The sequence below is a fragment of the Streptomyces sp. NPDC046931 genome (genome assembly GCF_040644655.1).
Classification (GTDB): Bacteria; Actinomycetota; Actinomycetes; order Streptomycetales; family Streptomycetaceae; genus Streptomyces.
This window is the reverse complement of record NZ_JBEYWX010000002.1, coordinates 252,632-276,568: the sequence shown is the minus strand read 5'-3', so window position 1 is coordinate 276,568 and position 23,937 is coordinate 252,632. Positions and strand designations below refer to the sequence as shown.

Genomic DNA, 23,937 nt, shown 5'->3' with positions numbered 1-23,937 from the left:
GCGCCCCCCTCCGAACTCCTTCAGACCCCCATCTCCCCCGCAATACGCCCACTGCGCACCGCAGCCACCAACTCCGCGTGGTCCGCCTCCGTGCGGTCCGCGTAGGCCACGGCGAATGCGGCGATCGCCTCGTCCAGTTCCTCGTTCTTGCCGCAGTAGCCCGAGATCAGGCGCGGGTCGGCGCTGTGGCTGTGCGCGCGGGCCAGCAGCGCTCCGGTCATGCGGGCGTAGTCGTCTATCTGGTCGGCGGCGAGCGCCGCGGGGTCGACGCTGCCCTTGCGGTTGCGGAACTGCCGCACTTGGTAGGGACGTCCGTCGACCGTTGTCCAGCCCAGCAGGATGTCGCTCACGACCTGCATGCGCTTCTGGCCGAGAACGACCCGGCGGCCTTCGTGCTCCGCCTCCGGCACCGGGTGGCCGGCCGCCGCCAGATGCGGGAGCAGGGCGGAGGGGCGCGCCTCCTTGACCTGGAGAACCAGGGGTTCCCCCCGGTGGTCGAGGAGCAGCACCACATAGGAGCGCGTGCCGACACTGCCCGTGCCGACCACCCGGAACGCGACGTCGTGCACCGCGTACCGGCCGAGCAGCGGCAGGCGGTCCTCGGACAGGGTCGTCAGGTAGTGCTCCAGGGATGCGGCTACCGCCGCGGCCTCCGCGTCCGGTATGCGGCGCAGCACCGGTGGTGCGTCCACGAAACGGCGGCCTCCGCCGTCCACCGTCTCCGTCGACTTGGCCGCGAACCGTCCGCTGGTGTTGGCCCGGGCCTTCTCGGAGACCCTCTCCAGGGTGCCGAGCAGGTCGTGGGCGTCCGTGTGGGAGACCAGTTCCTCGTCGGCGATCGCGTTCCACGCGTCGAGCACCGGGAGTCTGGCCAGCAGGCGCATGGTGCGACGGTAGGCGCCGGCCGCGTCATGCGCGGCTTGCCGGCAGGTGTCCTCGTCGGCTCCGGCCTCACGGCCGGCGAGGACCAGTGATGCGGCGAGGCGCTTGAGGTCCCATTCCCAGGGGCCGTGGACCGTCTCGTCGAAGTCGTTCAGATCGATGACGAGGCCGCCGCGGGCGTCTGCGTAGAGTCCGAAGTTGGCCGCGTGGGCATCGCCGCAGATCTGGGTGCGGATGCCCGTCGTGGGGGTGCGGGCGAGGTCGTGGGCCATGAGGCCTGCCGATCCGCGCAGGAACGCGAAGGGGGTGGCGGCCATCCTGCCGACGCGTATGGGGGTGAGTTCTGGGAGGCGGCCGTGGTTGGACTCCTCGACGGCGGTGACCGCGTCGGGGCGGTCGGCGTCCACCACGAGTTCGGCGTGCGCCCGGCGCCGTACGCGGGCGCGCAGTTCCTTGCCTTGGTCCTTGGGTGACTCCGGTGCGGGCCATCGCGCGAAGCCCCGCACCGCGGAAATCCTGCTCGTCTGCAGCGGCAGCGCCGCCCCGGTCTCCGTGCCGGTCTCGGTCACACCGACCGCCTCCCCCCGTTGTCGGCTGTCCTTGCAGCCGTAGGAACATCAACTGCGGAGACCGTACAGCCGGTGGCTGGGGAGCGTCAGGCCCTGTGGACAACTCCGCAGGTGTGGACAACCTGGTCACAGCGCCCCTGACGGTTCGCAGGACTCGCGTGACCGGGCAGCCCCCGCCGCCGAGGATCGAGGATGAGGAGAGTCGCAGTGACCCCCGAACAGTTGCGTACCTTCTGTCTTTCCTTCAGCGCGGCTGTGGAGGAGTTTCCCTTCTCCTCGTTCCGGGAGCTCTCCGTCTTCAAGGTGGAGGGCAAGGCCTTCGCCCTGACGAGTCTGGACGCCCGCCCGCTCACCGTGAACCTGAAGTGCGATCCGGAGGACGCGCTGCGCCTCCGCGGTGAGCACCCGGGACTGATCGTCCCGGGGTGGCACATGAACAAGCGCCACTGGAACACGGTGACGGTGGACGGGGAACTGCCGGACCCCCTGGTCCGGGAGCTCGTCGAGGACTCGTACGACCTCGTCGTCGCGGGCCTGCCTCGCGCCGCGCGTCTGCGCCTGGACCGACCCTGAGATCGCCGCGGCGACCCACAACCCCGGCCCTGCGCCCTATCGGCCATGCACCATGCCCCTGCGTGCCACGCTCGCGCGCCATGCCCCTGTGCGCAATGCACCACCCGCTGTGCGCTCGTCGCAAGATCAAGGAATGGCGGAGGCTTCGGTTTCCTGGGCGGCTTTCCGGTCGGCTTCCTCGTCCAGCCGCTCGATGAGGAGCATCGCCGCGTCGTCCGCCAGGTGGCCGCCGGTATGGCGGATCAATTCCAGGTGCAGGCATTCCAGGAACTGCGACGGCCTACACGGGTGCACCGCTTCCATGGCCTCGTGCAGGGAGAAGAACGCGCCGTCCGGGCTGCGGGCTTCGACCACGCCGTCGGTGTACAGCAGCACACGGTCACCGGGCATGAACGGATAGCTCTCGACCTTGGCAGGAGAAACGGTCATGAATTCCTCCAGGCCCAGGGGCGGCAGATCCGTGGTGGGTACCAAGGCCCCGACCTTGCCCTGACGTAGCACCAGGGGGGCCGGATGGCCGCGATTGACCACCTGGACCTCGGAGCCTTCGGTCACCTGGGCCACAACGGCGGTGACGAAATCCTCGGCCTGTTCTTCCTCGCCGTGCCGGCCGGCAGCCGTCGGCACGGCGAGCTCTCGTTCCAGCGCGGCCGCGCAGTGGTTCACCACCTCGACCAGATCGTCCTCATAGTGGGCGGCCTCCCGGAACGCACCCAGCACGGCCGCGGCCAAGCGCACGGCAGAAAGTCCCTTGCCCCGGACGTCACCCACGATCACCCGCACCCCGTACCGGGTCTGCGCGGCTTCGTACAGGTCTCCGCCGATCTGTGCTCCGGTCTCCGCCGCGAGGTAGATGCTGGCCATCCGTGCAGGACCCAGCCGGGCCGGAACACCTCGCACGAGGACCTCCTGGGCGGCTTCGGCGACCCGGCGCACCTGGTCGAGCTCCGTCTGTCTGCGCGTCCGCATGGCATTACCCACGGTCACACTGGCCACGGACACCATGAACAGGGACAGAAGGTTGCTGTAACCCTGGGCCCCCCACGTGTGGTGGACCGTCAACGAGTACACGGTGACAGCGCAGGCTCCGGCCGCTGCCGAAAGAATGCCTCTCGGGCCCATCGTCAGCGAAGCCAAGGCCGGTGTGGCGGCGAGGATGGGACCGGTCACCACAGCGTGTGCGGGCGAGAACTCGACCCCCAGCGCGAACAGCACGATCATGAATGGCACAGACTGTCCGAGCCTGAAGAGAACCCGGTCATGACCGCCCGCTCCTGATGGGCCAGGTGAGCGGAAGAGCGACCGCATGGCTACAGCTTGACTCACCGAGGTCGAGCGTTCCACTCAGCGCCTTGCTCGGGACGTCGCCACGCTCCGTGTCAGAGGTTCGCTGCCAGGTAGGCGTTACGCGACCGGATGGGCCTCGGCATGTACCAACGCAGGACGGCAGCGTCTGCAAACCGTCCGAGAACGCCGAGAGGCGAGGCGAAGTCGATCACGTCGGTCATGAGGGTGCCGCCGTGACCGTGGGGTTCGAAGCGATGCACATGCCGCCAGTGCCCGAACGGACCGGCTTCCTGCTCGTCGACGAAGAACCGTGGCGGGTCCCAGGCGGTGATGCGGGCGGTCAGCCTCCACGTCAGACCGAAGTGCCGGGCCTGGAAGGTCACCGTCCGGCCGAGCAGGAGCTTGCCTCGTGTCGTGCCTCCCACGGCCCGTTCCGAGGAGGAGGCCATGGACCGGGTGTGCGCTTCTACGTCGAGACACGCATCGAATGCCTGCTCGGGGGGGACGGGGAGCACGGTGACGATCTCGAAGTGCGGCACGGATTTCCTTCCCGGGCGGTGCCGTGGGGTGGCCGCTCCACTGTAGGAAGAGTCCGGGGGTCACTTGACTTGGGCCCTCCGCACTTGGCGCCCTCCGCCGGCTAGGTTCCGGCCGACGGGTCCGCGGGGCCACCGACCAGCGAGTCCGCGGGGCCGTCAGCAGGTCCGCGCGGCCGCCGACCAGCGGACGCGCGGACTTCGCTTTCAGCGGAGTTCGCTTTCAGAGCGATGAGTCGCCGTTGTCAGAGTGCGGCACCCGGGCCTGCGCTCTTGCGGCGACGGACCAGGAAGACGGCGCCCGCGCCGACGGCCACCGCGGCGCCGCCTGCCAGGGAGATCACCGGCAGCGCGGAGCTGGAGCCGGTCTGGGCGAGGTGGCCCTGGGGTTCGATCTTGGTGTTGCCGGACGGCTGCTGCTTGGGCAGCGGCTTCTTGCCGCCCTGCGGCTTGGCGTCACCGGGGGTGCCGGGAGTGGCGCCTGCCTTGAGGATGTCGAACTCGTAGTAGCTGTCGTCACCGGAGAAGACACAGTTGCCCTGGTCATCGGCGTACATGCCGATGCTGATGGCGTAGCCGAGGCCGGCCGGGGCGGTCTTGTCCACGGCCAGGCGTAGATCGATGGAGAAGGACTCGTGGGCCTTCACGTCGGTGTAGCCGAGGTAGCCGGCGCCCTCGTCGTTCTCGTCCAGGGAGATGTCGACCCACTTGCCGGAGGACGGGTCCTTGTACTGGAGGGTGAGGTGGCTGGTGTCGACGAAGTATTCGTCCCTGTCCGTCTGGGCCGCGAACACACCGAGGTCGACGCGCCGGTAGGCACGGTCACCGGTGTTGTTCACGTTCAGCCGGAAGCCGTGGAAGCCGCTGCCCGCCACGATCTTCGACGGCAGGCCGGAGAGGCCGGTGTGCAGGTTCTTGTCGACCTGAGGCTCGTCCGCGTTGCACTCGAAGGGGCCCTTCGACTCCGACGGTGACGCCGAGGCAGGGGCGGACACCGAGGCCGACACGGACGCGCTGGAGGAGACGGACTGCGCGGCGGCGGGGACGTTGTCGTCAGCCGCCGGCGTGGTGTCGTCGGCTCCGGGAGTCGTCTCGTCCGCGGCCGGAGTGGTGTCCTCGGCGGCGGGCGTGGACTGCTCCCCGGTGAGAGCCGTCTCGCTGGCGGTGGGCGAAGCGGTGTCGTCGTCCGCGGCATAGGCGGCCGGAGCCGCAAGCAGGACGGCCGGAGCCATGGCGGCTGTCGCGGCGGCGAGAGCCAGAGACCGGCGGAGCTTCATCGCGAACCCCAAGAGCGTGAGTGGCCGAAAGCGTACGCAGAGACGACCCGCAGCGACTGAAAAGGGTTGTCTGGTACTTACACGGCACTTACGTGACCCACGTCATACCAGTCCTCCGAGGCCCGCGCCGCCGCGACCCGCCCCGCCCCGCCACGCCACGACCCGCGCCCCGCGACGCCGAGCACGCACCTCCCACAACTCCGAGCCGAGGAGCGGCAGATCCCCGACCGGTCCATGGACTGCACACTCGTCTACGACCAGCTCGCGCAGTGAGAAATGGCCGCTGCCGCCGCCCCCTTCATCGGAATGGCCGCTGCCGCCCTCTCATAGGCGAAGAAGGAGCCCTACGCGAAGCGTCGCCGCATCGCCATCGTCGTGGTCCCGTTACCGGCCCTGGCCGGCTGCTCGCGGCACAACGCCGAAGCAAACCCGGCTGCTTCACCGGTTGACGGTGCACGCCAGGCCGTCGACGACTACGTTTCCGCTCTCAACGCACACAGCGCGACCGGTCTCATCCGGATCGGCGGCGTAAAGGACGAGCCCTGGGCACGGCGGGAGGCGGCAAGGATCCTTGCCGGCAAGGGCGGGCGAGGATGGAAGATGGGCAGCCTGGAAATCGACCACGACATGGGCCCCCGCACGGGCAGCGCCCGTCTCTCCGCCACCGACAAGGCGGGCAGGGCCATGAAGGACACCTTCACGGCGCCCCGGGACAAGGCAACTGGCACCTCGCCGTCTTCACCGGGCAGCCCACCCCGCGCGGCAGATCGCCCGCCTCAACCACCGGTCCGACCGCCTTCCAGGAAGCAACGGAGGCGAACCGGACGGCGGTACTCACCACCCCGCCTCCGGACTGGAGACCGAAGGCCTGGCCGCCCGTGAGATAGCTCACCGGCGGGGCTGAGTCACCCGCAATCCGTCTCCCAGGCTGTGCGATCCCTCACAAGCCCAGACACAACGACAAACGGGCCCCGCGGTGACTTCCGTCGCCGACAGAGACCCGTTTCGTCGGTTTCTCGTGGTGCGCGAGGGGGGAGTTGAACCCCCACGCCCTTGCGGGCACTGGAACCTGAATCCAGCGCGTCTGCCTATTCCGCCACCCGCGCATTGGGTGTGTCGTCCAGCTTCCGATCCCTTGCGGTGCGGCGCCTTCCGACATCGAGAACATTAGCACGCTGTCGACGGTGGGTTCACATCGCTTTCCCGCAGGGCACCGGCCCCACCAGTGGACACTTCTCCGACCGGCCCCGCGGAGACCCGTTCGACCAGCGCCGGTACCCAGCACCCGCCCCGTCCCCCCGCAACCGCAGCGCCCCACCGCGCCCCCGCACAGCCCCCGCGCCCCAGGCGCCCCGGCACCCCGGCAACGTCTCGAGCCGTATCTGTTCACGTATCAACCTCGTACCGGTCCCGCTCATCTCTCCAGGAGGGGACGGGGTCCACAGCCAGGTGCGGGACACTGGTCTACGGCCGCCTCTACGATCCATGCCAGGAGTACGAGCACGGAGTACGAGCAGGAGGAGTTCGAAGGGGTCGACCGGAGGGAACTCCGCAGGCGTCGACACCCGTCGACAGGGCCGACAGGGGGAACCAGCCGATTTTCCGGCGCGTGGATACGATCAGTAAGCAGTACCAGGTAAGCAGTACCCAGGACGGCAACGACGGAGGAGGTGCCTCATGGGAGTCCTGAAGAAGTTCGAGCAGCGTCTCGAAGGTCTGGTCAACGGCACCTTCGCCAAGGTCTTCAAGTCCGAGGTCCAGCCCGTGGAGATCGCCGGCGCGCTGCAGCGCGAGTGCGACAACAACGCGACGATCTGGAACCGCGAGCGGACCGTGGTCCCCAACGACTTCATCGTGGAGCTGAGCGCACCGGACCACGAGCGCCTGAGTCCCTACTCCGGCCAGCTCGGCGACGAGCTCGCCGGCATGGTCCGCGACTACGCCAAGCAGCAGCGCTACACCTTCATGGGCCCCATCAAGGTCCACCTGGAGAAGGCCGACGACCTCGACACCGGCCTGTACCGGGTGCGCAGCCGCACGCTGGCCTCCTCCAGCAACCAGCAGGCCTCCGCTCCCGCCCCCTCCGGGCGGCAGGGCCCCGGCGGCTACGGCTATCCGCCGGCCGCCGCGCCGGCGGGAGCGCCGCCCATGCCGCCCGCGCCGCCGCCCGGCGGACGCGCCGACGGCTACGGGTACCCGCAGCCCGCGGGCCAGCGTCCCGCTGCCGCCCCGGCGTCCGGCGGGCGCACCCGCTACTGGATCGAGATCAACGGCACCCGCCACCAGATCTCCCGTCCGACGCTGGTGCTGGGCCGCAGCACCGAGGCGGACGTGCGGATCGACGATCCCGGCGTCTCCCGCCGGCACTGCGAGATCCGGACCGGAACGCCCTCGACGATCCAGGATCTCGGGTCCACCAACGGCATCGTGGTGGACGGGCAGCACACCACCCGCGCTACGCTCCGCGACGGCTCGCGGATCGTCGTGGGCAGCACCACCATCATTTACCGGCAAGCCGAAGGGTGAAGCGGGGGCAATGTCAGAGCTGACCCTCACGGTCATGCGGCTGGGTTTCCTGGCCGTACTGTGGCTGTTCGTGATCGTGGCCGTGCAGGTCATCCGCAGCGACCTGTTCGGTACGCGCGTCACCCAGCGCGGCTCGCGCCGGGACGGCGGACGGCCGCAGCAGGCCGCCCGGGCCGCCGCGGGGCCACCGCCCCAGCGGCAGCAGCCGAGCGGCAGCCGCCAGCGCCGCGGTGCGCCTAGCAAGCTGGTCGTCTCCGAGGGATCCCTGACCGGCACCACGGTGGCGTTGCAGGGCCAGACCATCACGCTCGGCCGCGCCCACGACAGCACGATCGTGCTGGACGACGACTACGCCTCCAGCCGGCACGCCCGGATCTACCCCGACCGGGACGGCCAGTGGATCGTCGAGGACCTCGGGTCCACCAACGGCACGTACCTCGACCGGACCAGGCTGACGACCCCCACACCGATTCCGCTGGGCGCGCCGATCCGCATCGGCAAGACCGTTATCGAGCTGCGGAAGTAGTACGACAATGAGCGAGCGGAGCGAGCACGCAGCGGCGGACCACACCATGGGCCCCGGCGCGCTCCCGACCGGAGGGTGGGCACCGTGCGGATGTACCCGGAGCCGACGGGCGAGGTGCGCATGAGTCTGTCACTGCGCTTCGCCGCCGGATCGCACAAAGGCATGATCCGCGAGGGCAACGAGGACTCCGGTTACGCCGGTCCGCGCCTGCTCGCGATCGCCGACGGGATGGGCGGCCAGGCCGCCGGCGAGGTCGCCTCGTCCGAGGTGATCTCCACGATCGTCGCGCTCGACGACGACATTCCCGGCTCCGACATCCTCACCTCGCTCGGCACGGCGGTGCAGCGCGCCAACGACCAGCTGCGAGCGATGGTGGAGGAGGACCCCCAGCTGGAGGGCATGGGCACCACGCTCACCGCCCTGCTGTGGACCGGTCAGCGGCTCGGCCTCGTCCACGTCGGCGACTCCCGTGCCTATCTGCTGCGGGACGGCGTCCTGACACAGATCACCCAGGACCACACCTGGGTTCAGCGGCTCGTCGACGAGGGCCGCATCACGGAGGAAGAGGCCACGACCCATCCGCAGCGCTCGCTACTGATGCGCGCGCTGGGCAGCGGCGAGCACGTCGAGCCCGACCTGTCGATCCGCGAGGTGCGGGCCGGCGACCGGTATCTGATCTGCTCCGACGGACTGTCCGGGGTGGTCTCCCACCAGACGATGGAGGAGACCCTCGCCAGCTACCAGGGCCCGCAGGAGACCGTGCAGGAGCTGATCCAGCTCGCGCTGCGCGGCGGCGGCCCCGACAACATCACGGTCATCGTGGCCGACGTCCTGGACCTGGACACCGGGGACACCCTCGCCGGGCAGCTGTCCGACACCCCGGTCGTGGTGGGCGCGGTCGCCGAGAACCAGCACCACCTGCACGACAACGGCATCATGCAGACGCCCGCGGGCCGTGCCTCCGGACTCGGCCGGCAGGTGCCCGGGCAGGGCGGCGGCGAGTTCGGGCCGCCCGGCAGCGGTGACACCACCGGCTACGTCCCGGCGGGCAGCTTCGGCGACTACACCGACGAGGACTTCGTCAAGCCGCGCAAGGGCCGCAGGTGGCTGAAGAGATCGTTCTACACGGCTCTGGTGCTCGGCGTCATCGGCGGCGGGTGCTACGGCGCCTACCAGTGGACGCAGACGCAGTACTACGTCGGCGCCAACGGCACGCACGTGGCGCTCTACCGAGGCATCAGCCAGGACCTCGCCTGGCTGTCGCTGTCGAAGGTGGAGAAGGACCACCCCGAGATCGAACTCAAGTACCTGCCGCCGTACCAGCAGAAGCAGGTCAGGGCGACCATCGCCGAAGGCGGTCTCACGGCGGCCCAGTCGAAGATCTCCGAGCTGTCCGTGCAGGCGTCCGCGTGCCGGAAGGAGAGCGAACGCCTGCAGAAGCCGAGCCAGACCAGCGCGAAGACCGGCAAGGGCCAGGCCGGGGACACCACGGGAACCACGAAGGCCTCCTTCACGTCCAAGGCCTCGCCGACCCCGACGTCCTCGGCGCCGCCGCCGGCGACCAAGACCCCAACCGCACCCACTCCCACACCCGGCCCCACCCTCTCGGAGGAAGAGCAGAAGGTCGTCTCACTGTGCGGTAAGCAGTAAGCAAGCCGTGAGGGGCCCTGTCACACCATGAGCAGCAGTACGAACACGACGACGCATCACACGTCCACGATCGGCGCGATCGGCACGCCGAGCCGCCGCAACACCGAACTGGCGCTGCTGGTGTTCGCGGTCGTCATCCCGGTGTTCGCCTACGCCAACGTGGGCCTCGCCATCAACAACAAGGTGCCGCCCGGCCTGCTGAGCTACGGCGTCGGGCTCGGTCTGCTGGCCGGGGTGGGCCATCTCGTCGTACGGAAGTTCGCGCCGTACGCGGATCCGTTGCTGCTGCCGCTCGCGACGCTGCTGAACGGGCTCGGCCTGGTCGTCATCTGGCGGCTGGACCAGTCGAAGCTGTTGCAGTCCATCAAGCAGGCCGGCACCGCGGCGCCCCGCCAGCTGATGTACACCGCGATGGGCATCGCCCTCTTCGTCGTCGTGCTGATCTTCCTTAAGGACCACCGGGTCCTGCAGCGGTACACGTACATCTCCATGGTGGGCGCGCTGGTGCTGCTGCTCCTGCCGCTCATCCCGGGTCTCGGCGCGAACATCTACGGTGCGAAGATCTGGATCCACGTCGGCAGCTTCAGCATCCAGCCCGGTGAGTTCGCGAAGATCGTGCTGGCGGTGTTCTTCGCCGGCTATCTGATGGTGAAGCGCGACGCGCTCGCGCTGGCCAGCCGCCGCTTCATGGGTCTGTATCTGCCGCGCGGCCGCGACCTCGGCCCGATCCTGGTCGTCTGGTTCATCTCGATCCTGATCCTGGTCTTCGAGACCGACCTCGGTACGTCGCTGCTGTTCTTCGGAATGTTCGTCATCATGCTGTACGTCGCCACCGAGCGGACCAGCTGGATCGTCTTCGGTCTGCTGATGTCCGCGGTGGGCGCCGTCGGTGTGGCGTCGTTCGAGCCGCACGTGCAGCAGCGTGTCCAGGCGTGGCTCGACCCGATGAAGGAGTACACGCTCTCCCGGCAGAACGTCGTCGGCCACTCCGAGCAGGCCATGCAGGCGCTGTGGGCGTTCGGCTCCGGCGGCACCCTCGGCACCGGCCTGGGCCAGGGCCACTCGGACCTGATCCGGTTCGCGGCCAACTCCGACTTCATCCTCGCGACCTTCGGCGAGGAGCTGGGCCTGGCCGGCATCATGGGGATCCTGCTGATCTACGGCCTGATCGTGGAGCGCGGCGTGCGCACCGCCCTCGCCGCCCGCGACCCGTTCGGCAAGCTGCTCGCCGTGGGCCTGTCCGGCGCCTTCGCGCTCCAGGTGTTCGTGGTCGCCGGCGGTGTCATGGGTCTCATCCCGCTGACCGGTATGACGATGCCGTTCCTGGCGTACGGCGGTTCCTCCGTCATCGCCAACTGGGCCCTGATCGGCATCCTGCTGCGCATCAGCGACACCGCGCGCCGCCCGGCACCGTCCCCCGCTCCGAACCCCGACGCCGAGATGACCCAGGTGGTCCGCCCGTGAACAAGCCCCTGCGCCGGATCGCGCTCTTCTGCGGGCTCCTTGTCCTCGCGCTGCTCGTCCGCGACAACTGGCTCCAGTACCTCCAGGCCGACAGCCTGCGCACCGACCCGAACAACCGCCGTGTCCTGATCGCCCGGTACTCCAAGCCCCGCGGTGACATCATCGTCGACGGCGACCCGATCACCGGGTCGAAGAAGACGTCCACCGACAGCCTCAACGACTTCGCTTTCAAGCGCACCTACAAGGACGGCGCGATGTGGTCGCCGGTCACCGGCTACGCGTCCCAGGCGTTCGGCGCCACGCAGCTGGAGTCCATCGAGGACGGCATCCTCACCGGCGACGACGACCGGCTGTTCTTCCGCAACACGCTGAACATGCTGACCGGCAAGCAGCAGCAGGGCGGCAACGTCGTCACCACGCTCAACGGGGCCGCGCAGAAGGCCGCCTACGACGGTCTGAAGAGGGTCGGCGGCAAGGGCGCGGCCGTCGCGCTCGACCCGCAGACGGGTGCGATCCTGGCGCTCGCGTCCTACCCGTCGTACGACCCGTCCTCGTTCGCGGGCAACTCCACGACCGTCGACTCCAAGGCGTGGACGAAGCTCCAGAAGAAGAACGACCCGAGTGACCCGATGCTGAACCGGGCACTGCGCGAGACCTACCCTCCGGGCTCCACGTTCAAGGTGGTCACCGCGGCCGCGGCGCTTGAGAACGGGCTGTACGACAGCGCGGACCAGAACACCGACTCGCCGCTGCCGTACATCCTCCCGAACACCCGGACCGAGCTGAAGAACGAGGGCAGCATCCCCTGCAAGAACGCGACCATGCGGGTCGCGCTCCAGTTCTCCTGCAACACGGTCTTCGGCAAGATCGGCGCCGACCTCGGCAAGGAGAAGATGCTGGAGGAGGCGAAGAAGTTCGGCTTCGACTCCGAGCAGTTCACGCCGGTGCGGGCCAACGCCTCCAACTTTCCCAAGGACATGGACAAGGCGCAGACGGCGCTCAGCTCCATCGGCCAGTACGACACCGCCGCGACCCCGCTCCAGATGGCGATGGTCGCCTCGGCGGTCGCGAACGACGGCAAGCTGATGAAGCCGTACATGGTGGACAAGCTCCAGACGCCCGGCCTGGACGTGCTCACGCAGACCCAGCCGCAGGAGCTGAGCCGGCCGCTGTCCGAGAAGAACGCCCAGGTCCTCCAGTCGATGATGGGGACGGTCGTCAAGGACGGTACGGGCAAGAACGCGCAGATCAACGGCGTGACGGTGGGTGGCAAGACCGGTACCGCCCAGCACGGCCTGAACAACAGCGAGAAGCCGTACGCATGGTTCATCTCGTTCGCCAAGCTCGGCGACGGCAGTTCGCCGGTCGCCGTGGCCGTGGTGGTCGAGGACAACAACGCCAACCGTGACGACATCTCCGGTGGCGGCCTCGCCGCCCCCATCGCGAAGAACGTCATGGAGGCGGTCATCAACAGCAAGAAGTGACTCCCGTCACGTCCCCTTCACATCGGTGCACGTTGCGATACCGGTCCTGTATCGGGTGGCGGATGTGGCCAGGTCACACAAAGCGAGCCGGGTACCGTATGCCCGGACAGCACACCGCCGGACCACACGCGGGTGTGGTCGGGACCGACGGAGAGGGCTGGTAGGAAGCTATGGAAGAGCCGCGTCGCCTCGGCGGCCGGTACGAGCTGGGCCATGTGCTCGGCCGTGGTGGCATGGCCGAGGTCTACCTCGCGCATGACACGCGCCTCGGCCGCACCGTGGCAGTGAAGACGCTGCGCGCCGACCTGGCGCGCGACCCTTCCTTCCAGGCACGGTTCCGCCGGGAGGCCCAGTCGGCCGCTTCGCTCAACCACCCCGCGATCGTCGCGGTGTACGACACGGGCGAGGACTACATCGACGGGGTCTCGATCCCGTACATCGTGATGGAGTACGTCGACGGCTCCACGCTCCGTGAGCTTCTTCACAGCGGCCGCAAGCTGCTGCCGGAGCGGGCCATGGAGATGACCATCGGCATCCTCCAGGGCCTGGAGTACGCCCACCGCAACGGCATCGTCCACCGTGACATCAAGCCCGCGAACGTCATGCTGACGCGCAACGGCCAGGTCAAGGTGATGGACTTCGGTATCGCCCGCGCGATGGGCGACGCCGGGATGACGATGACGCAGACGGCGGCGGTCATCGGAACGGCCCAGTACCTCTCGCCGGAGCAGGCGAAGGGCGAGCAGGTCGACTCCCGGTCGGACCTGTATTCGACGGGTTGCCTGCTCTACGAGCTGCTGACGGTCCGCCCGCCGTTCGTGGGGGACTCCCCGGTCGCGGTCGCCTACCAGCATGTGCGCGAGGAGCCGCAGCCGCCGAGCGTCTTCGACCCCGAGATCACGCCCGCGATGGACGCGATCGTGCTGCGGGCGCTGGTCAAGGACCCGGACTACCGCTACCAGTCCGCCGACGAGATGCGCCAGGACATCGAGGCCTGCCTCGACGGCCAGCCGGTCGCGGCGACGGCGGCCCTGGGCTCCGTCGGCTACGGCGGCTACGCCGACGACCAGGCGACGACGGCTCTGCGCGCCGAGCCCGGTGCCGGAGCCACGACGATGCTGCCTCCGATGAACCCGGACGACGGCGGATTCGGCTACGACGACCGCCCGGACCGCCGCCGCCAGAAGAAGAAGGCGAACACGTCGACGATCCTCCTGGTCGTCGCGGGTGTGCTGGTGCTGCTCGGAGCGATCCTCATCGGCAAGTGGATGTTCAGCGGCAACGGCCCGGGCGACGGGAACGTCACCGTGCCCAACTTCGTCGGCCAGTCCAGGACCGATGCGCGGCAGCTGGCGGACAACTCCGACCTGAAGCTGGCCTTCTCCGCCAAGCCCTGCGAGGACCAGGCCAAGGGCAACGTCTGCGACCAGAACCCGAAGCCGAAGACCCAGGTCAAGAAGGGCGACACGATCAACCTGGTGGTGTCCACGGGCGCCCCGAAGGTGACGGTGCCGGACGTCCGGGGTGTGCAGTTCGACAAGGCGAAGTCGCAGCTCGAGGACAAGGGCTTCAAGGTCGAGCAGAAGACGCAGGAGTCCGACCAGACTCCGGGCGTCGTCACCGAGCAGGACCCCGAGGGCAATGTGGACAGGGAGAAGGGCTCGACGATCACCCTCACCGTCGCCGTCGCCCCGGCGACGACAACCGTGCCGGACGTGACGAACCGGTCCTGTGACGACGCCAAGCAGCAGATGCAGGCCAACAACCTGACCGGCAACTGCGTCGAGGTGGACGTCAGCGACCCGAACCAGGCCGGCAAGGCCGTCCAGACCGTGCCCGCGGCGGGCAGCACGGTCAAGAAGGGCTCCACGGTCACCATTCAGGTCGGCAAGGCGCCCCAGCAGGTCCAGATCCCCCCGAACATCCAGGGCCAGAAGCTGAAGGACGTCAAGCAGGCGCTGACCCAGGCGGGCCTCCAGGTCCGCAACATCGTCGGCCCCCAGGACGACAACGCCATCGTGGTGGGGTCGAACCCGGGCCCGGGCAGCCAGGTCCAGCAGGGCAGCCCGGTGGACCTGGTCACCACCGACCAGGGCGGCAACGGCGGGAACGGCAACGGTGGCACGAACATCTTCGGCGGCCTGACCGGCGGCAGGAGGAACTGACCCGCCCCTGTTACGACACCGGGCCCCGGCCCCCTCGAAGGGGGCCGGGGCCCGGTCGTGTGTCGGGGAAGGGCCGGCGGTCAGCGCAGCTCCGGCGGCGGGGTCCGGTCGCTGTCCACCTTGTCCACCCGTTCCAGTTCGCCCCACACGATGTAGCGGTACTCGGAGGTGAAGACCGGGGTGCAGGTCGTCAGGGTGATGTAGTGGCCCGGCTTCGTCACGCCGGCCTGCTTGGGGACCGCGGAGAGAACCTTCACGTTGTACTTCGACGTCTCCGGGAGGATCGCGAAGACCTTGTAGACGTACCAGTCGTCCTTGGTCTCGAAGACGACCGGGTCGCCCTTCCTCAGCTTGTCGATGTTGTGGAACTTCGCCCCGTGCCCGTCACGGTGCGCGGCCAGCGCGAAGTTGCCGCTCATGCCCGTCATCGGCAGGGTCGCCTTGACGGGGTCCGTGTAGTAGCCGGCCACGCCGTCGTTGAGGACTTTCGCCGACGTGCCCATCTCCACCAGCACCTCGCCGTTGCCCATGGCCGGCACATGCAGGAACCCGATGCCGTCCTTGGTGTCCAGGGCGCCCGGGCCGCTGTCCTCCTCGGCCGCCCAGTGGTCGCGCACCTTGTCGCCCTGCCGGTCCGCCTTGCGGTCGGCGAGGACGTTCGTCCACCACAGCGAGTACACGACGAACAGGCCGAGCACGAGGCCCACGGTGATGAGGAGCTCCCCGAAGACGCTGACGGCGAGCGCGATCCGGCCGGTGCCGCGGCGCCGGGGCGCGGAGGGGGAGTCGGGACCGGGCGACGGCGCGTCGGTCAGCTCGTCCTGGTCGGTCGTCACGCCCACTGCAATCTGCTCCGTCTGTCCCACGTGCCCGTGCGTACACAGGTCTTACGAAATGAACGGCCCGGGAAACCCGGGCACTACGAGATGAGGGCGTCCGGCTTGCCCTTGCTGCGCGGCCGGTCCTCGACCATCTTGCCCCAGACGATCATCCGGTACTTGCTTGTGAATTCCGGCGTACAGGTGGTCAGGGTGATGTAGCGGCCCGGCCTGGTGAAGCCCGAGCCCTTCGGTATGGGATCGAGGACGCTCGTGTTCGCCGGCGAGGTCACCGGAAGGATGGACGTCATCCTGTACACGAAGTAGTCGTCCTGCGTCTCCACCACGATCGCGTCGCCGGGCTGGAGACGGTTGATGTACCGGAACGGCTCGCCGTGCGTGTTCCGGTGCCCCGCGAGAGCGAAGTTGCCCGTCTTGGCGTCCGGCATGGCCGTCTTGAGGCGGCCCTCGCCATAGTGGCCGACCATGCCCCTGTCGAGGACGTCGGTCTTGCTGGTGCCCTCCGCGATGGGCGCGACGACGTCCAGCTTCGGAATGTGCAGGATGGCGAAGCCCTGCCCGGGCGCGAAGACCCCCGGCGCCCGTTTGCCGCTCGCCCAGTCCTGCTGGAGGTGCTGTGCGGCGCTGCCCGCCTCCTGGTGCGCGCGCACGTTCGACCACCACAGCTGGTAGGTCACGAACAGCAGCATCACCACACCGGTGGTGATGAACAGCTCGCCGACCAGCCGGCTCACGAGAACCGCTGCACCGGGCTTGCGGGCCCGTGCCGCCCTCCGCGCCTCCACCCGGGACAGAGGAGCCGTCGAGGCCGCCCCAGGGCCTCTCCCGGGCCTCTGGGGCCCGCCGGGGCCGCCCTGGCCGCCCCCGTGCCGTCCGTGCCTCCTGGCGGCCTTGCGTCGTGCGGCACGGCCGCCGGGCGGGGCGGCGGGACCGGCCGCACGGTCCGGGGCCCGCCGGGGCTCCTCGACGCCGAGGGCGCGCAGCGCGACCGTCTCGCTGTCCATCGGCACGGGCGGGTCGTAGGACCGGGCGGCAGCGGGCTCCTCGTACGGGGGGAGCAGCGCCGTCTGGTCGTGTCCCTGCTGCGATATCTGCTGCCCGTAGGGCTCGCCGTGCCGGCCCCCCGCCTGCCACGCCTGCCCCTGCCAGGCGCCGCCGTCCCCGTACGGCTGCTGCCCGTACGGGGATCCGTGGTCCGCGGCGCCCCCATAGGCGGCGCCGCTCTCGCGCTCGGGGCGCAGCGCGGTCACGCCGTGGCCCTGCCCACCACCGGGGCCAGCCCCGCCGACCTCGCCACGGCCCCCTGGTCACCGCACTCCGCCAGCCAGTTGGCCAGCATCCGGTGGCCGTGCTCGGTGAGCACCGACTCAGGGTGGAACTGCACGCCCTCGACGGGGAGTTCGCGGTGCCTGAGGCCCATGATGATCCCGTCGTGCGTACGCGCCGTGACCTCCAGCTCGGCCGGCACCGTCTCCGGCTCGGCGGCCAGGGAGTGGTAGCGGGTCGCGGTGAAGGGGGAGGGCAGACCGGCGAAGACGCCCTTGCCCTCGTGCTCGACCAGGGACGTCTTGCCGTGCAGGAGCTCCGGTGCCCGGTCGACGACACCGCCGTACGCCACCTGCATCGACTGCATGCCCAGGCAGACGCCGAAGACGGGCACGCCGGTCGCGGCGCAGTGCCGCACCATCTCGACGCAGACGCCGGCCTCCTCGGGGGTGCCGGGACCGGGCGACAGCAGCACACCGTCGAAACCGTCCTGCGCATGCGCGGTCGACACCTCGTCGTTGCGTAGCACCTCGCACTCGGCGCCCAGCTGGTAGAGGTACTGCACCAGGTTGAAGACGAAGCTGTCGTAGTTGTCGACGACGAGAATGCGCGCGCTCACTGGTTGTCCACCGTCACATCGTTGAAGGGCAGCAGCGGTTCGGCCCACGGGAAGACGTACTGGAAGAGGACATAGACCACGGCCAGGACCAGCACGAGCGAGACCATCGCCTTGATCCAAGCGTTCCCCGGCAGATGCCGCCAGATCCAGCCGTACATGCCGTCCCTTCCGTCTCATCACGGCACCAGACTCCCGCCGTACGCCACCAGACTAACGGCGAAGGGCCGCCGGTTTGCCTGCGTCCACAGGCTGCGCGGAATCGAGGTGCGCCCAGACGATCAACCGGTGACTGTGCCCCCATTCCGGATCACACGTGGTCAGCGTCAGATAGCGTCCCCGACGCTCGTACCCCGAATTACGTGGCACAGGGTCGATTACTTCAACGTCCGTGGGCACGGTTTTGTAAGGGCCTTTGTCGATCCGATACGTGAACCAGGTGGTTCCGTCGGTGAGGACGACCGCGTCCCCGGGGCGCAGCCGGGGGAAGTCCCTGAAGGGGTCGCCGTAGGTGCGCCGGTGTCCGGCGACCGCGAAGTTGCCCTCCTGGCCGAGCCGGGCGCTGCCCGTGTAGTGGCCGAGGCCCTTCTTCAGGGTGTCCACCCCGGTGTCCTCGAGCACGGGCTTGTTCCACGTGAAACCGAGCCGGGGGATGTACATGACGGCGAACGGCCTGCCTGGGACGTAGGGCGCGGGCTTCCCCGGGCTCGCGGGACCGCCGGGCGCGGCGGTGGTCGCAGTCGCCTTCGACCACTGCCGTTGCAGCTGATCGATCTGGTCGCTCATCGCGCGGTCCGCCCGCACTCCGGTCCAGAACAGGACGTAGACCACGAAGAGCACGATGAGAGTGCCGACGGTGACGCACAGTTCGCTGACGGTCCTGACGATCACGCGCACCGGCACAGGTCCCCCCGTGGCAGCTGATCCCGGGCTCTACCGCACGGGCTTCGCGTAGTGCAGGTCCACTGTGCCCGAGTAGCCGGGAAGAGTCACCGTTCCGTCCTCGGTCACCTTCCAGCCGAGGCCGTAGACGTTGACGTACACCATGTAGTTCTGGATGGCGGGCGAGGAGGCGAGCGCCTTCTGCAGCCTGTCCGGGTCGCCGACCGCGGTGATCTTGTACGGAGGCGAGTAGACGCGTCCCTGGAGGATCAGCGTGTTGCCGACGCAGCGCACGGCGCTGGTGGAGATCAGGCGCTGGTCCATGACCTTGATGCCCCGGGCGCCGCCCTGCCACAGCGCGTTCACCACGGCCTGCAGGTCCTGCTGGTGGATGACCAGGTAGTCGGGCTGCGGCTCGGGGTAGCCGGGGAGCTTGGCGGTGGCGCCCGGCGGGGCGTCGTTGAGGGTGACGGTGACGGCCCGGCCCGTGACCTTCTGGGTGCCGGCGCTCTTCTCCAGCGCCGCGAGCCGGGTCTCCTCGGCCTTGCTGGTGCCGCCGCCGGTCCGCTTGGCGAGGGCATCGACGTCGTCACGGAGCGCGGCGTTGGACTCGTCGAGGAGGGCGTTCTTGCGGCTGCGGTCGTGGATCAGGTCGGAAAGCTTCAGCAGCGAGGTGTCCGTGCGGATGTTGGTGCCCTTGGCCGTGTTGAAACTCGTGAAGAAGAGGAGACCGGCCAGGGCGAAGACACCCACCGTGAGCACGCGCACGGGCCGCAGCCGGCGCGGAGTGGGGGGCAGTGGCCCCGTTCGAGGGGACCCGGGACCCGCCTGGGGGGAGTCGGCCGTATTGCTCAACGTACCCTTATCTCCTTCGGCGCCGCGGAAGCACTACGCTAACGGACGCCCGGGGGAGCGCTCAGTGTCCCCTTGTACGCTGCCCCGGAGCCCGACCCCGTTCCCTGCGCGGCCACGCAGCGCATCGACAGGAGAGACCCTCGTGCCGAAGTCACGTATCCGCAAGAAGGCCGACTACACGCCGCCGCCGTCCAAGCAGGCCACGAACATCAAGCTGGACAGCCGGGGCTGGGTCGCGCCGGTCATGCTGGCGATGTTCCTGATCGGTCTCGCGTGGATCGTCGTCTTCTACGTGACCGACGGCTCCCTGCCCATCCACGCGCTGCGCAACTGGAACATCGTGGTGGGCTTCGGTTTCATCGCGGCGGGGTTCGGCGTCTCCACGCAGTGGAAGTAGCGCCCCCACAGGGCTCCGCGGCCGCCGCCCGGGGCCGTGCGGCGAGTTATCCACAGCCTTTGTCCACAGCGCTGGCGACCAGTGGAAAAAGAACGACGATCTGTGGATAACCCAGTCGGGCATTGACGCCGGTATGACGGAATCACCGGCCTCCGTAAATGCGTTCGCCCCCTGTCCCACCTGCGGAAACTCCGCTCGGTGACAGGGGGCACGTCTGTTCCCCACAGCGTGCACAAGATCCGCCACAGACTGTGGACAACGCTGGGTACAACCTCGGGCTACGGCCTGTGCGGATCCGCCGCTCAGGTGAGCTGAGCCGTCCTCACCAGGGTCATCACGACCACGGCCGCCAGCACCAGCGCACACGTCCCGTACTGGACGAGGCTCCGCCGCTCGCGCGGGGCGTGGACCATGGCGTAGCCGACCACGACACCGGCGACGAGTCCCCCGATGTGGGCCTGCCATGCGATGCTGCCCCACCCGAATGTGATGATCAGGTTGACCACCAGGAGACCGATCACGGGGCGCATGTCATACCGGAGCCGGCGCATGAGCACGGCGGTGGCGCCGAAGAGCCCGAAGATCGCGCCGGAGGCGCCGAGCGAGGGCTCGTTCGGGGCGGCGATCAGATAGGTGAGCGCGCTGCCGGCCAGCCCGGAGACGAAGTAGAGCGCGAGATAGCGGGCGCGGCCGAGGGCCGCCTCGAGGGGGCCGCCGATCCACCACAGGCTGAGCATGTTGAACAGGATGTGGACGTAGTTGGCGTGCAGGAACATCGCCGTCAGCAGCCGGTACCACTGCCCCTGCGCGACACCCTGGAGCGCGCCCCCGACCGTGAACCTAGCGTCTCCCACGAGCTCGAACTGATCGCTGAAGGCGTCACCCAGCGACTGCTGGAGCAGGAAGACGATCAGGTTGATCCCGATGAGGACCTTGGTGACCAGCCGGGGGTCGTCCGTGACGGTGCCGCCCGTGAGCGTGCGCGGCCGGGACGCGGCCGCGGGGTGGCCCGTGCCGGAGCCGCTGCGGACGCATTCGGGGCACTGGAAGCCCACCGAGGCGCCGACCATGCACTCCGGGCAGATGGGGCGCTCACAGCGGGTGCAGCGGATGCCCGTCTCGCGGTCGGGGTGCCGGTAGCAGACCGGCAGTTCCCGGGCGTCGTGCGGCCCCTGGTTCTGCGGGTCCTGCGGGTTGCCTGGCGCGTGGTCCATGGGTCCCCTCACTCTCCGTACGAACGGGTGGCCCCGCCCTTCCTTTTACGGACGGGCGGGGCGCTTTTGTTCCCTCGTGCGGGGTGCCGCGGAGGGGTCAGCCCTCGCGGGTCTCGACGACGACCGACTCGATGACGACGTCGTTGACCGGGCGGTCGGTGCGCGGGTTCGTCTGGGTGGTGGCGATGGAGTCCACGACCTTCTGACTGGCCCCGTCGATGACCTCGCCGAAGATCGTGTGCTTGCGGGTCAGCCAGGCCGTCGGGGCGACCGTGATGAAGAACTGCGAGCCGTTGGTGCCCGGGCCGGCGTTGGCCATGGCCAGCAGGTACGGCTTGTCGAAGGCGAGCTCCGGGTGGAACTCGTCCTCGAACTGGTACCCCGGACCGCCGGTGCCGTTGCCCAGCGGGTCACCGCCCTGGATCATGAAGCCGCTGATCACCCGGTGGAAGACCGTGCCGTCGTAGAGCTTCTTCGTGGACTTCTCGCCCGTGGCGGGGTGCGTCCACTCACGCTCGCCGTTGGCGAGCTCGACGAAGTTACGGACCGTCTTGGGCGCGTGGTTCGGCAGAAGCCGGACCTGGATGTCGCCGTGGTTGGTCTTCAGGGTGGCGTAAAGCTGCTCAGCCACGATGTGCCTTCCGTTGTCCTCTGTGACTCCCCGATCCTCGCACGGTACGCGCCCTGAGTCGCCCGACCACCGCCTCTGGGACCGCATCCCCGATGTGTTGCGGAAAATCGGCCCGGTCGCCCCGCCACGGGGGCGCGACGGGGCGATCCGTGGCATTGTCGTCGACAAGCTCCTGTTGCCCGTATACATCCGCTATCGCACGTGATCAGCCCGCGCAGGTGGTCGGACCAGGCGCCCCGTGTGGCTCCTCGTGGTCCGCATGACCCGGATGCCCGCCCTCGCATGCCCGGGAGTCCTTCGAGAGGCATGATCCGTAAAAGGCTGGAAAGTCGAATTACCGTACGCCACCGAGGAGGAGGAACCCCGTGACCCGCATCGACAGCGTGCGCGCCGCGACCGGTTCGGCGAAGGACAGCGTGCTGCATGCCGCGGAAGTGGTGGCGCCCTACGCCGACACGGCCAAGGACAAGGCAGCGCACTACGCACACGAGGCGCGTGTTCGTCTCGCGCCCAAGGTGTCGCAGGCCGCCGGACAGGCCCGCTTGCAGTACGACGCCCATCTCGCCCCGCGACTGGTACAGGCTCGCGCTCATGTGCCGCCCAGGGTGGACCAGGCCGCACACGAAGCGGCCGCCTACACCCTCAAGGCCGCTCGCCAGGCGGCCGACTACTCCCGTCCGAAGATCGAGCAGGCGGCCGCCGTCGCCGGTCCGGTACGGGAGGAGGCCGCGGCCCGCGGAGCCGCGGCGCTGGCCGCGCTGCGCGGCCAGGTCTCGCCGCAGCAGATCCAGAAGCTTGTGCGCCGCCAACAGCGGCGGGCCAAGGCCGGCCGCGCCGTCAAGGGGCTGGCACTGCTGAGCCTCCTGGCCGGCGGTGCCCTCGCCGCCTGGAAGTGGTGGGACAAGCAGGCGAACCCCGACTGGCTCGTCGAACCGCCCGCCGCGACCGAGGTCTCGCAGAGCGAGCGCCTGACGGCGGTGGACGGCAGCGGTCCGCTGGATCCGGAAGTACAGGCGAAGCAGTCCGAGGAGGACTCCACGGAGAACGACGACCGGCGCTGAGGCCGCCCGGCTCCGGGCCGGACTCCACCACCCCGGTGGGGCGGGAGACTTGAACAGCTCCTGCCCCATCGTGCTGCTCGTGCTGCCCGGGTGACGTTTCACGTGGAACGCCGCGGCAAGGCTTCATGCTTCCCCGGGCGACGACGTTTGCAACGCGTCATGTGTGCACATTCCGTGGAGACTTCTTTTACGGAACGCAACCCGCCGCTTACCCGTATCCGGGGGCGGCGGCTCGCACAAGACGCCTCAAATCACCTCGCACCACCCTCTCGCGCCCACCCGTCATCCACGGGTTGACGCCCACCCCCTGGAGAGCCCCTGCATATATTTGCGCAAAGGAATGCAACGACTGCAAACAACGCCTGTGTGACGCGGGTCACCCCAAACGAAAACCGGCCAGCCGCCGGGAAGGGCGTCTGGCCGGTCCGAGATGTGGAGCCTAGGGGAGTCGAACCCCTGACATCTGCCATGCAAAGACAGCGCTCTACCAACTGAGCTAAGGCCCCGAGAAGACACGTCCGGCCGGAGCGGACACACACCGGCGGGCGCTGCGGACCAGCGTACCGGGTAACCCCCCGTATCTCGCAAAAAGAGGGGGGTCCCCGTGGACGACCACTCTCCGTAAGATGCTCGTCGTGGTTCGCGACAGCGAACCACGGTACTTGGGGAAGCGATGGGGAGACGCAATGGACGCCGCACAGCAGGAAGCCACCGCAAGAGCGCGGGAGCTGCAGCGGAACTGGTACGGGGAGCCGTTGGGGGCGCTCTTCCGTAAGCTCATCGACGATCTCGGTCTCAACCAGGCACGTCTCGCCGGTGTACTGGGGCTGTCCGCGCCGATGCTGTCGCAGCTGATGAGCGGTCAGCGCGCCAAGATCGGCAATCCCGCGGTGGTCCAGCGGGTACAGCTGTTGCAGGACCTGGCGGGGCAGGTCGCGGACGGCAGTGTGAGCGCGGCCGAGGCGACCGAACGGATGGACGAGATCAGAAAGTCGCAGGGGGGCTCGGTGCTGAACAACACCACGCAGACGACGAGCAGTTCGGGAGCGCCCACGGTCAAGCGGGTGGTCCGCGAGATCCAGTCCCTGCTGCGCTCGGTGGCGGCGGCCGGCGACATCATCGAGGCGGCGGACACCCTCGCCCCGAGCCACCCGGAGCTGGCAGAGTTCCTCCGGGTGTACGGCGCCGGCCGGACCTCCGACGCGGTCGCCCACTACCAGTCCCACCAGAACTAGCC

At 69.0% G+C, this 23,937-nt stretch carries 22 protein-coding genes and 2 tRNA genes; 10 read left to right on the top strand and 14 right to left on the bottom strand.

Going from position 1 to position 23,937, the window contains the following annotated elements; translation table 11 throughout:
- Positions 1–20 precede the first annotated feature (20 nt).
- Entirely contained in the window at positions 21–1,451 is a 1,431-nt protein-coding gene (locus ABZ876_RS05315; RefSeq protein WP_361774536.1) for a DUF2252 domain-containing protein, read from the bottom strand.
- A gap of 207 nt (positions 1,452–1,658) precedes the next feature.
- Here ABZ876_RS05315 and ABZ876_RS05310 point away from each other — a divergent pair, with 207 nt between their 5' ends.
- Positions 1,659–2,024, top strand: a complete 366-nt coding sequence (locus ABZ876_RS05310; RefSeq protein ID WP_361775564.1) for an MmcQ/YjbR family DNA-binding protein — start codon at positions 1,659–1,661, stop codon at positions 2,022–2,024.
- A 126-nt stretch (positions 2,025–2,150) separates the two neighbouring features.
- Here ABZ876_RS05310 and ABZ876_RS05305 read toward each other — a convergent pair whose 3' ends face one another.
- The 4 genes from ABZ876_RS05305 to ABZ876_RS05290 all read right to left on the bottom strand — a co-directional run bounded on the left by ABZ876_RS05305 (position 2,151) and on the right by ABZ876_RS05290 (position 6,230).
- Entirely contained in the window at positions 2,151–3,245 is a 1,095-nt protein-coding gene (locus tag ABZ876_RS05305) for a PP2C family protein-serine/threonine phosphatase (protein WP_361774533.1), read from the bottom strand.
- Positions 3,246–3,403: 158 nt separating this feature from the next.
- A complete protein-coding gene (locus tag ABZ876_RS05300) occupies positions 3,404–3,850 on the bottom strand; it encodes an SRPBCC family protein (protein ID WP_361774530.1) in 447 nt (148 codons plus the stop codon).
- Between the two features lie 242 nt (positions 3,851–4,092).
- Positions 4,093–5,124, bottom strand: a complete 1,032-nt coding sequence (locus tag ABZ876_RS05295; RefSeq protein WP_361774527.1) for an LAETG motif-containing sortase-dependent surface protein — start codon at positions 5,122–5,124, stop codon at positions 4,093–4,095.
- Positions 5,125–6,143: 1,019 nt separating this feature from the next.
- Positions 6,144–6,230: transfer RNA gene (locus tag ABZ876_RS05290), tRNA-Leu, on the bottom strand.
- Between the two features lie 571 nt (positions 6,231–6,801).
- Here ABZ876_RS05290 and ABZ876_RS05285 point away from each other — a divergent pair.
- The 6 genes from ABZ876_RS05285 to pknB all read left to right on the top strand — a co-directional run bounded on the left by ABZ876_RS05285 (position 6,802) and on the right by pknB (position 14,939).
- The gene (locus tag ABZ876_RS05285; protein ID WP_361774524.1) at positions 6,802–7,650 is read left to right on the top strand and encodes a DUF3662 and FHA domain-containing protein; all 849 of its coding nucleotides are present in this window, start codon (positions 6,802–6,804) and stop codon (positions 7,648–7,650) included.
- Positions 7,651–7,660: 10 nt separating this feature from the next.
- Positions 7,661–8,176, top strand: coding sequence for an FHA domain-containing protein (locus ABZ876_RS05280; protein ID WP_361774521.1), 516 nt, complete (start codon positions 7,661–7,663; stop codon positions 8,174–8,176).
- Between the two features lie 90 nt (positions 8,177–8,266).
- Complete coding sequence (locus ABZ876_RS05275; protein ID WP_361775561.1) at positions 8,267–9,826, top strand: Stp1/IreP family PP2C-type Ser/Thr phosphatase; 1,560 nt, start codon at positions 8,267–8,269, stop codon at positions 9,824–9,826.
- Between the two features lie 27 nt (positions 9,827–9,853).
- Positions 9,854–11,290 carry an FtsW/RodA/SpoVE family cell cycle protein gene (locus ABZ876_RS05270; RefSeq protein WP_361774518.1) on the top strand — a complete coding sequence of 479 codons (1,437 nt, stop codon included), beginning with the start codon at positions 9,854–9,856 and terminating at the stop codon, positions 11,288–11,290.
- Positions 11,287–12,774: a penicillin-binding transpeptidase domain-containing protein gene (locus ABZ876_RS05265; RefSeq protein WP_361774515.1), complete on the top strand. Its 1,488-nt coding sequence runs from the start codon at positions 11,287–11,289 to the stop codon at positions 12,772–12,774. Before ABZ876_RS05270 ends, ABZ876_RS05265 begins: the two co-directional genes overlap by 4 nt.
- 170 nt (positions 12,775–12,944) lie before the next feature.
- Complete coding sequence (gene pknB, locus ABZ876_RS05260; protein ID WP_361774512.1) at positions 12,945–14,939, top strand: Stk1 family PASTA domain-containing Ser/Thr kinase; 1,995 nt, start codon at positions 12,945–12,947, stop codon at positions 14,937–14,939.
- Positions 14,940–15,019: 80 nt separating this feature from the next.
- Here the strand turns inward: pknB and ABZ876_RS05255 are convergent, their stop codons facing one another.
- From ABZ876_RS05255 to ABZ876_RS05230, 6 genes are all read right to left on the bottom strand, one after another.
- Positions 15,020–15,754 carry a class E sortase gene (locus ABZ876_RS05255; protein WP_361775558.1) on the bottom strand — a complete coding sequence of 245 codons (735 nt, stop codon included), beginning with the start codon at positions 15,752–15,754 and terminating at the stop codon, positions 15,020–15,022.
- 104 nt (positions 15,755–15,858) lie between these two features.
- Positions 15,859–17,028: a class E sortase gene (locus tag ABZ876_RS05250; protein ID WP_361774509.1), complete on the bottom strand. Its 1,170-nt coding sequence runs from the start codon at positions 17,026–17,028 to the stop codon at positions 15,859–15,861.
- Positions 17,025–17,663 carry an aminodeoxychorismate/anthranilate synthase component II gene (locus ABZ876_RS05245; protein ID WP_361774507.1) on the bottom strand — a complete coding sequence of 213 codons (639 nt, stop codon included), beginning with the start codon at positions 17,661–17,663 and terminating at the stop codon, positions 17,025–17,027. The genes ABZ876_RS05250 and ABZ876_RS05245 overlap by 4 nt, the downstream gene beginning before the upstream one ends.
- Positions 17,660–17,821 (bottom strand): hypothetical protein, encoded by a 162-nt coding sequence (locus ABZ876_RS05240; protein WP_361774504.1) that lies wholly within the window; start codon positions 17,819–17,821, stop codon positions 17,660–17,662. Before ABZ876_RS05240 ends, ABZ876_RS05245 begins: the two co-directional genes overlap by 4 nt.
- Before the next feature lie 52 nt (positions 17,822–17,873).
- On the bottom strand, positions 17,874–18,557 hold the full coding sequence (locus tag ABZ876_RS05235) for a class E sortase (RefSeq protein WP_361774501.1): 684 nt from the start codon (positions 18,555–18,557) through the stop codon (positions 17,874–17,876).
- A 36-nt stretch (positions 18,558–18,593) separates the two neighbouring features.
- Positions 18,594–19,340 carry a DUF881 domain-containing protein gene (locus tag ABZ876_RS05230; protein ID WP_361775555.1) on the bottom strand — a complete coding sequence of 249 codons (747 nt, stop codon included), beginning with the start codon at positions 19,338–19,340 and terminating at the stop codon, positions 18,594–18,596.
- Between the two features lie 199 nt (positions 19,341–19,539).
- Between ABZ876_RS05230 and crgA the strand changes: the two genes are divergently transcribed.
- Entirely contained in the window at positions 19,540–19,794 is a 255-nt protein-coding gene (crgA, locus tag ABZ876_RS05225; protein ID WP_234516326.1) for a cell division protein CrgA, read from the top strand.
- A 302-nt stretch (positions 19,795–20,096) separates the two neighbouring features.
- Here the strand turns inward: crgA and ABZ876_RS05220 are convergent, their stop codons facing one another.
- Together ABZ876_RS05220 and ABZ876_RS05215 are read right to left on the bottom strand one after the other, a co-directional pair.
- Positions 20,097–21,008, bottom strand: a complete 912-nt coding sequence (locus tag ABZ876_RS05220) for a rhomboid family intramembrane serine protease (RefSeq protein ID WP_361774498.1) — start codon at positions 21,006–21,008, stop codon at positions 20,097–20,099.
- A 97-nt stretch (positions 21,009–21,105) separates the two neighbouring features.
- Positions 21,106–21,639: a peptidylprolyl isomerase gene (locus ABZ876_RS05215; protein ID WP_361774495.1), complete on the bottom strand. Its 534-nt coding sequence runs from the start codon at positions 21,637–21,639 to the stop codon at positions 21,106–21,108.
- 365 nt (positions 21,640–22,004) lie between these two features.
- Between ABZ876_RS05215 and ABZ876_RS05210 the strand changes: the two genes are divergently transcribed.
- Complete coding sequence (locus ABZ876_RS05210; RefSeq protein ID WP_361774492.1) at positions 22,005–22,700, top strand: DUF5324 family protein; 696 nt, start codon at positions 22,005–22,007, stop codon at positions 22,698–22,700.
- 433 nt (positions 22,701–23,133) lie between these two features.
- On the opposite strand, the gene ABZ876_RS05205 is transcribed toward ABZ876_RS05210, so the two are convergent.
- Positions 23,134–23,206, bottom strand: a tRNA-Ala gene (locus tag ABZ876_RS05205).
- 180 nt (positions 23,207–23,386) lie between these two features.
- On the opposite strand from ABZ876_RS05205, the gene ABZ876_RS05200 reads away from it, so the two are divergent.
- Complete coding sequence (locus ABZ876_RS05200) at positions 23,387–23,935, top strand: DNA-binding protein (RefSeq protein WP_361774489.1); 549 nt, start codon at positions 23,387–23,389, stop codon at positions 23,933–23,935.
- The last annotated feature ends 2 nt before the right edge of the window (positions 23,936–23,937 follow it).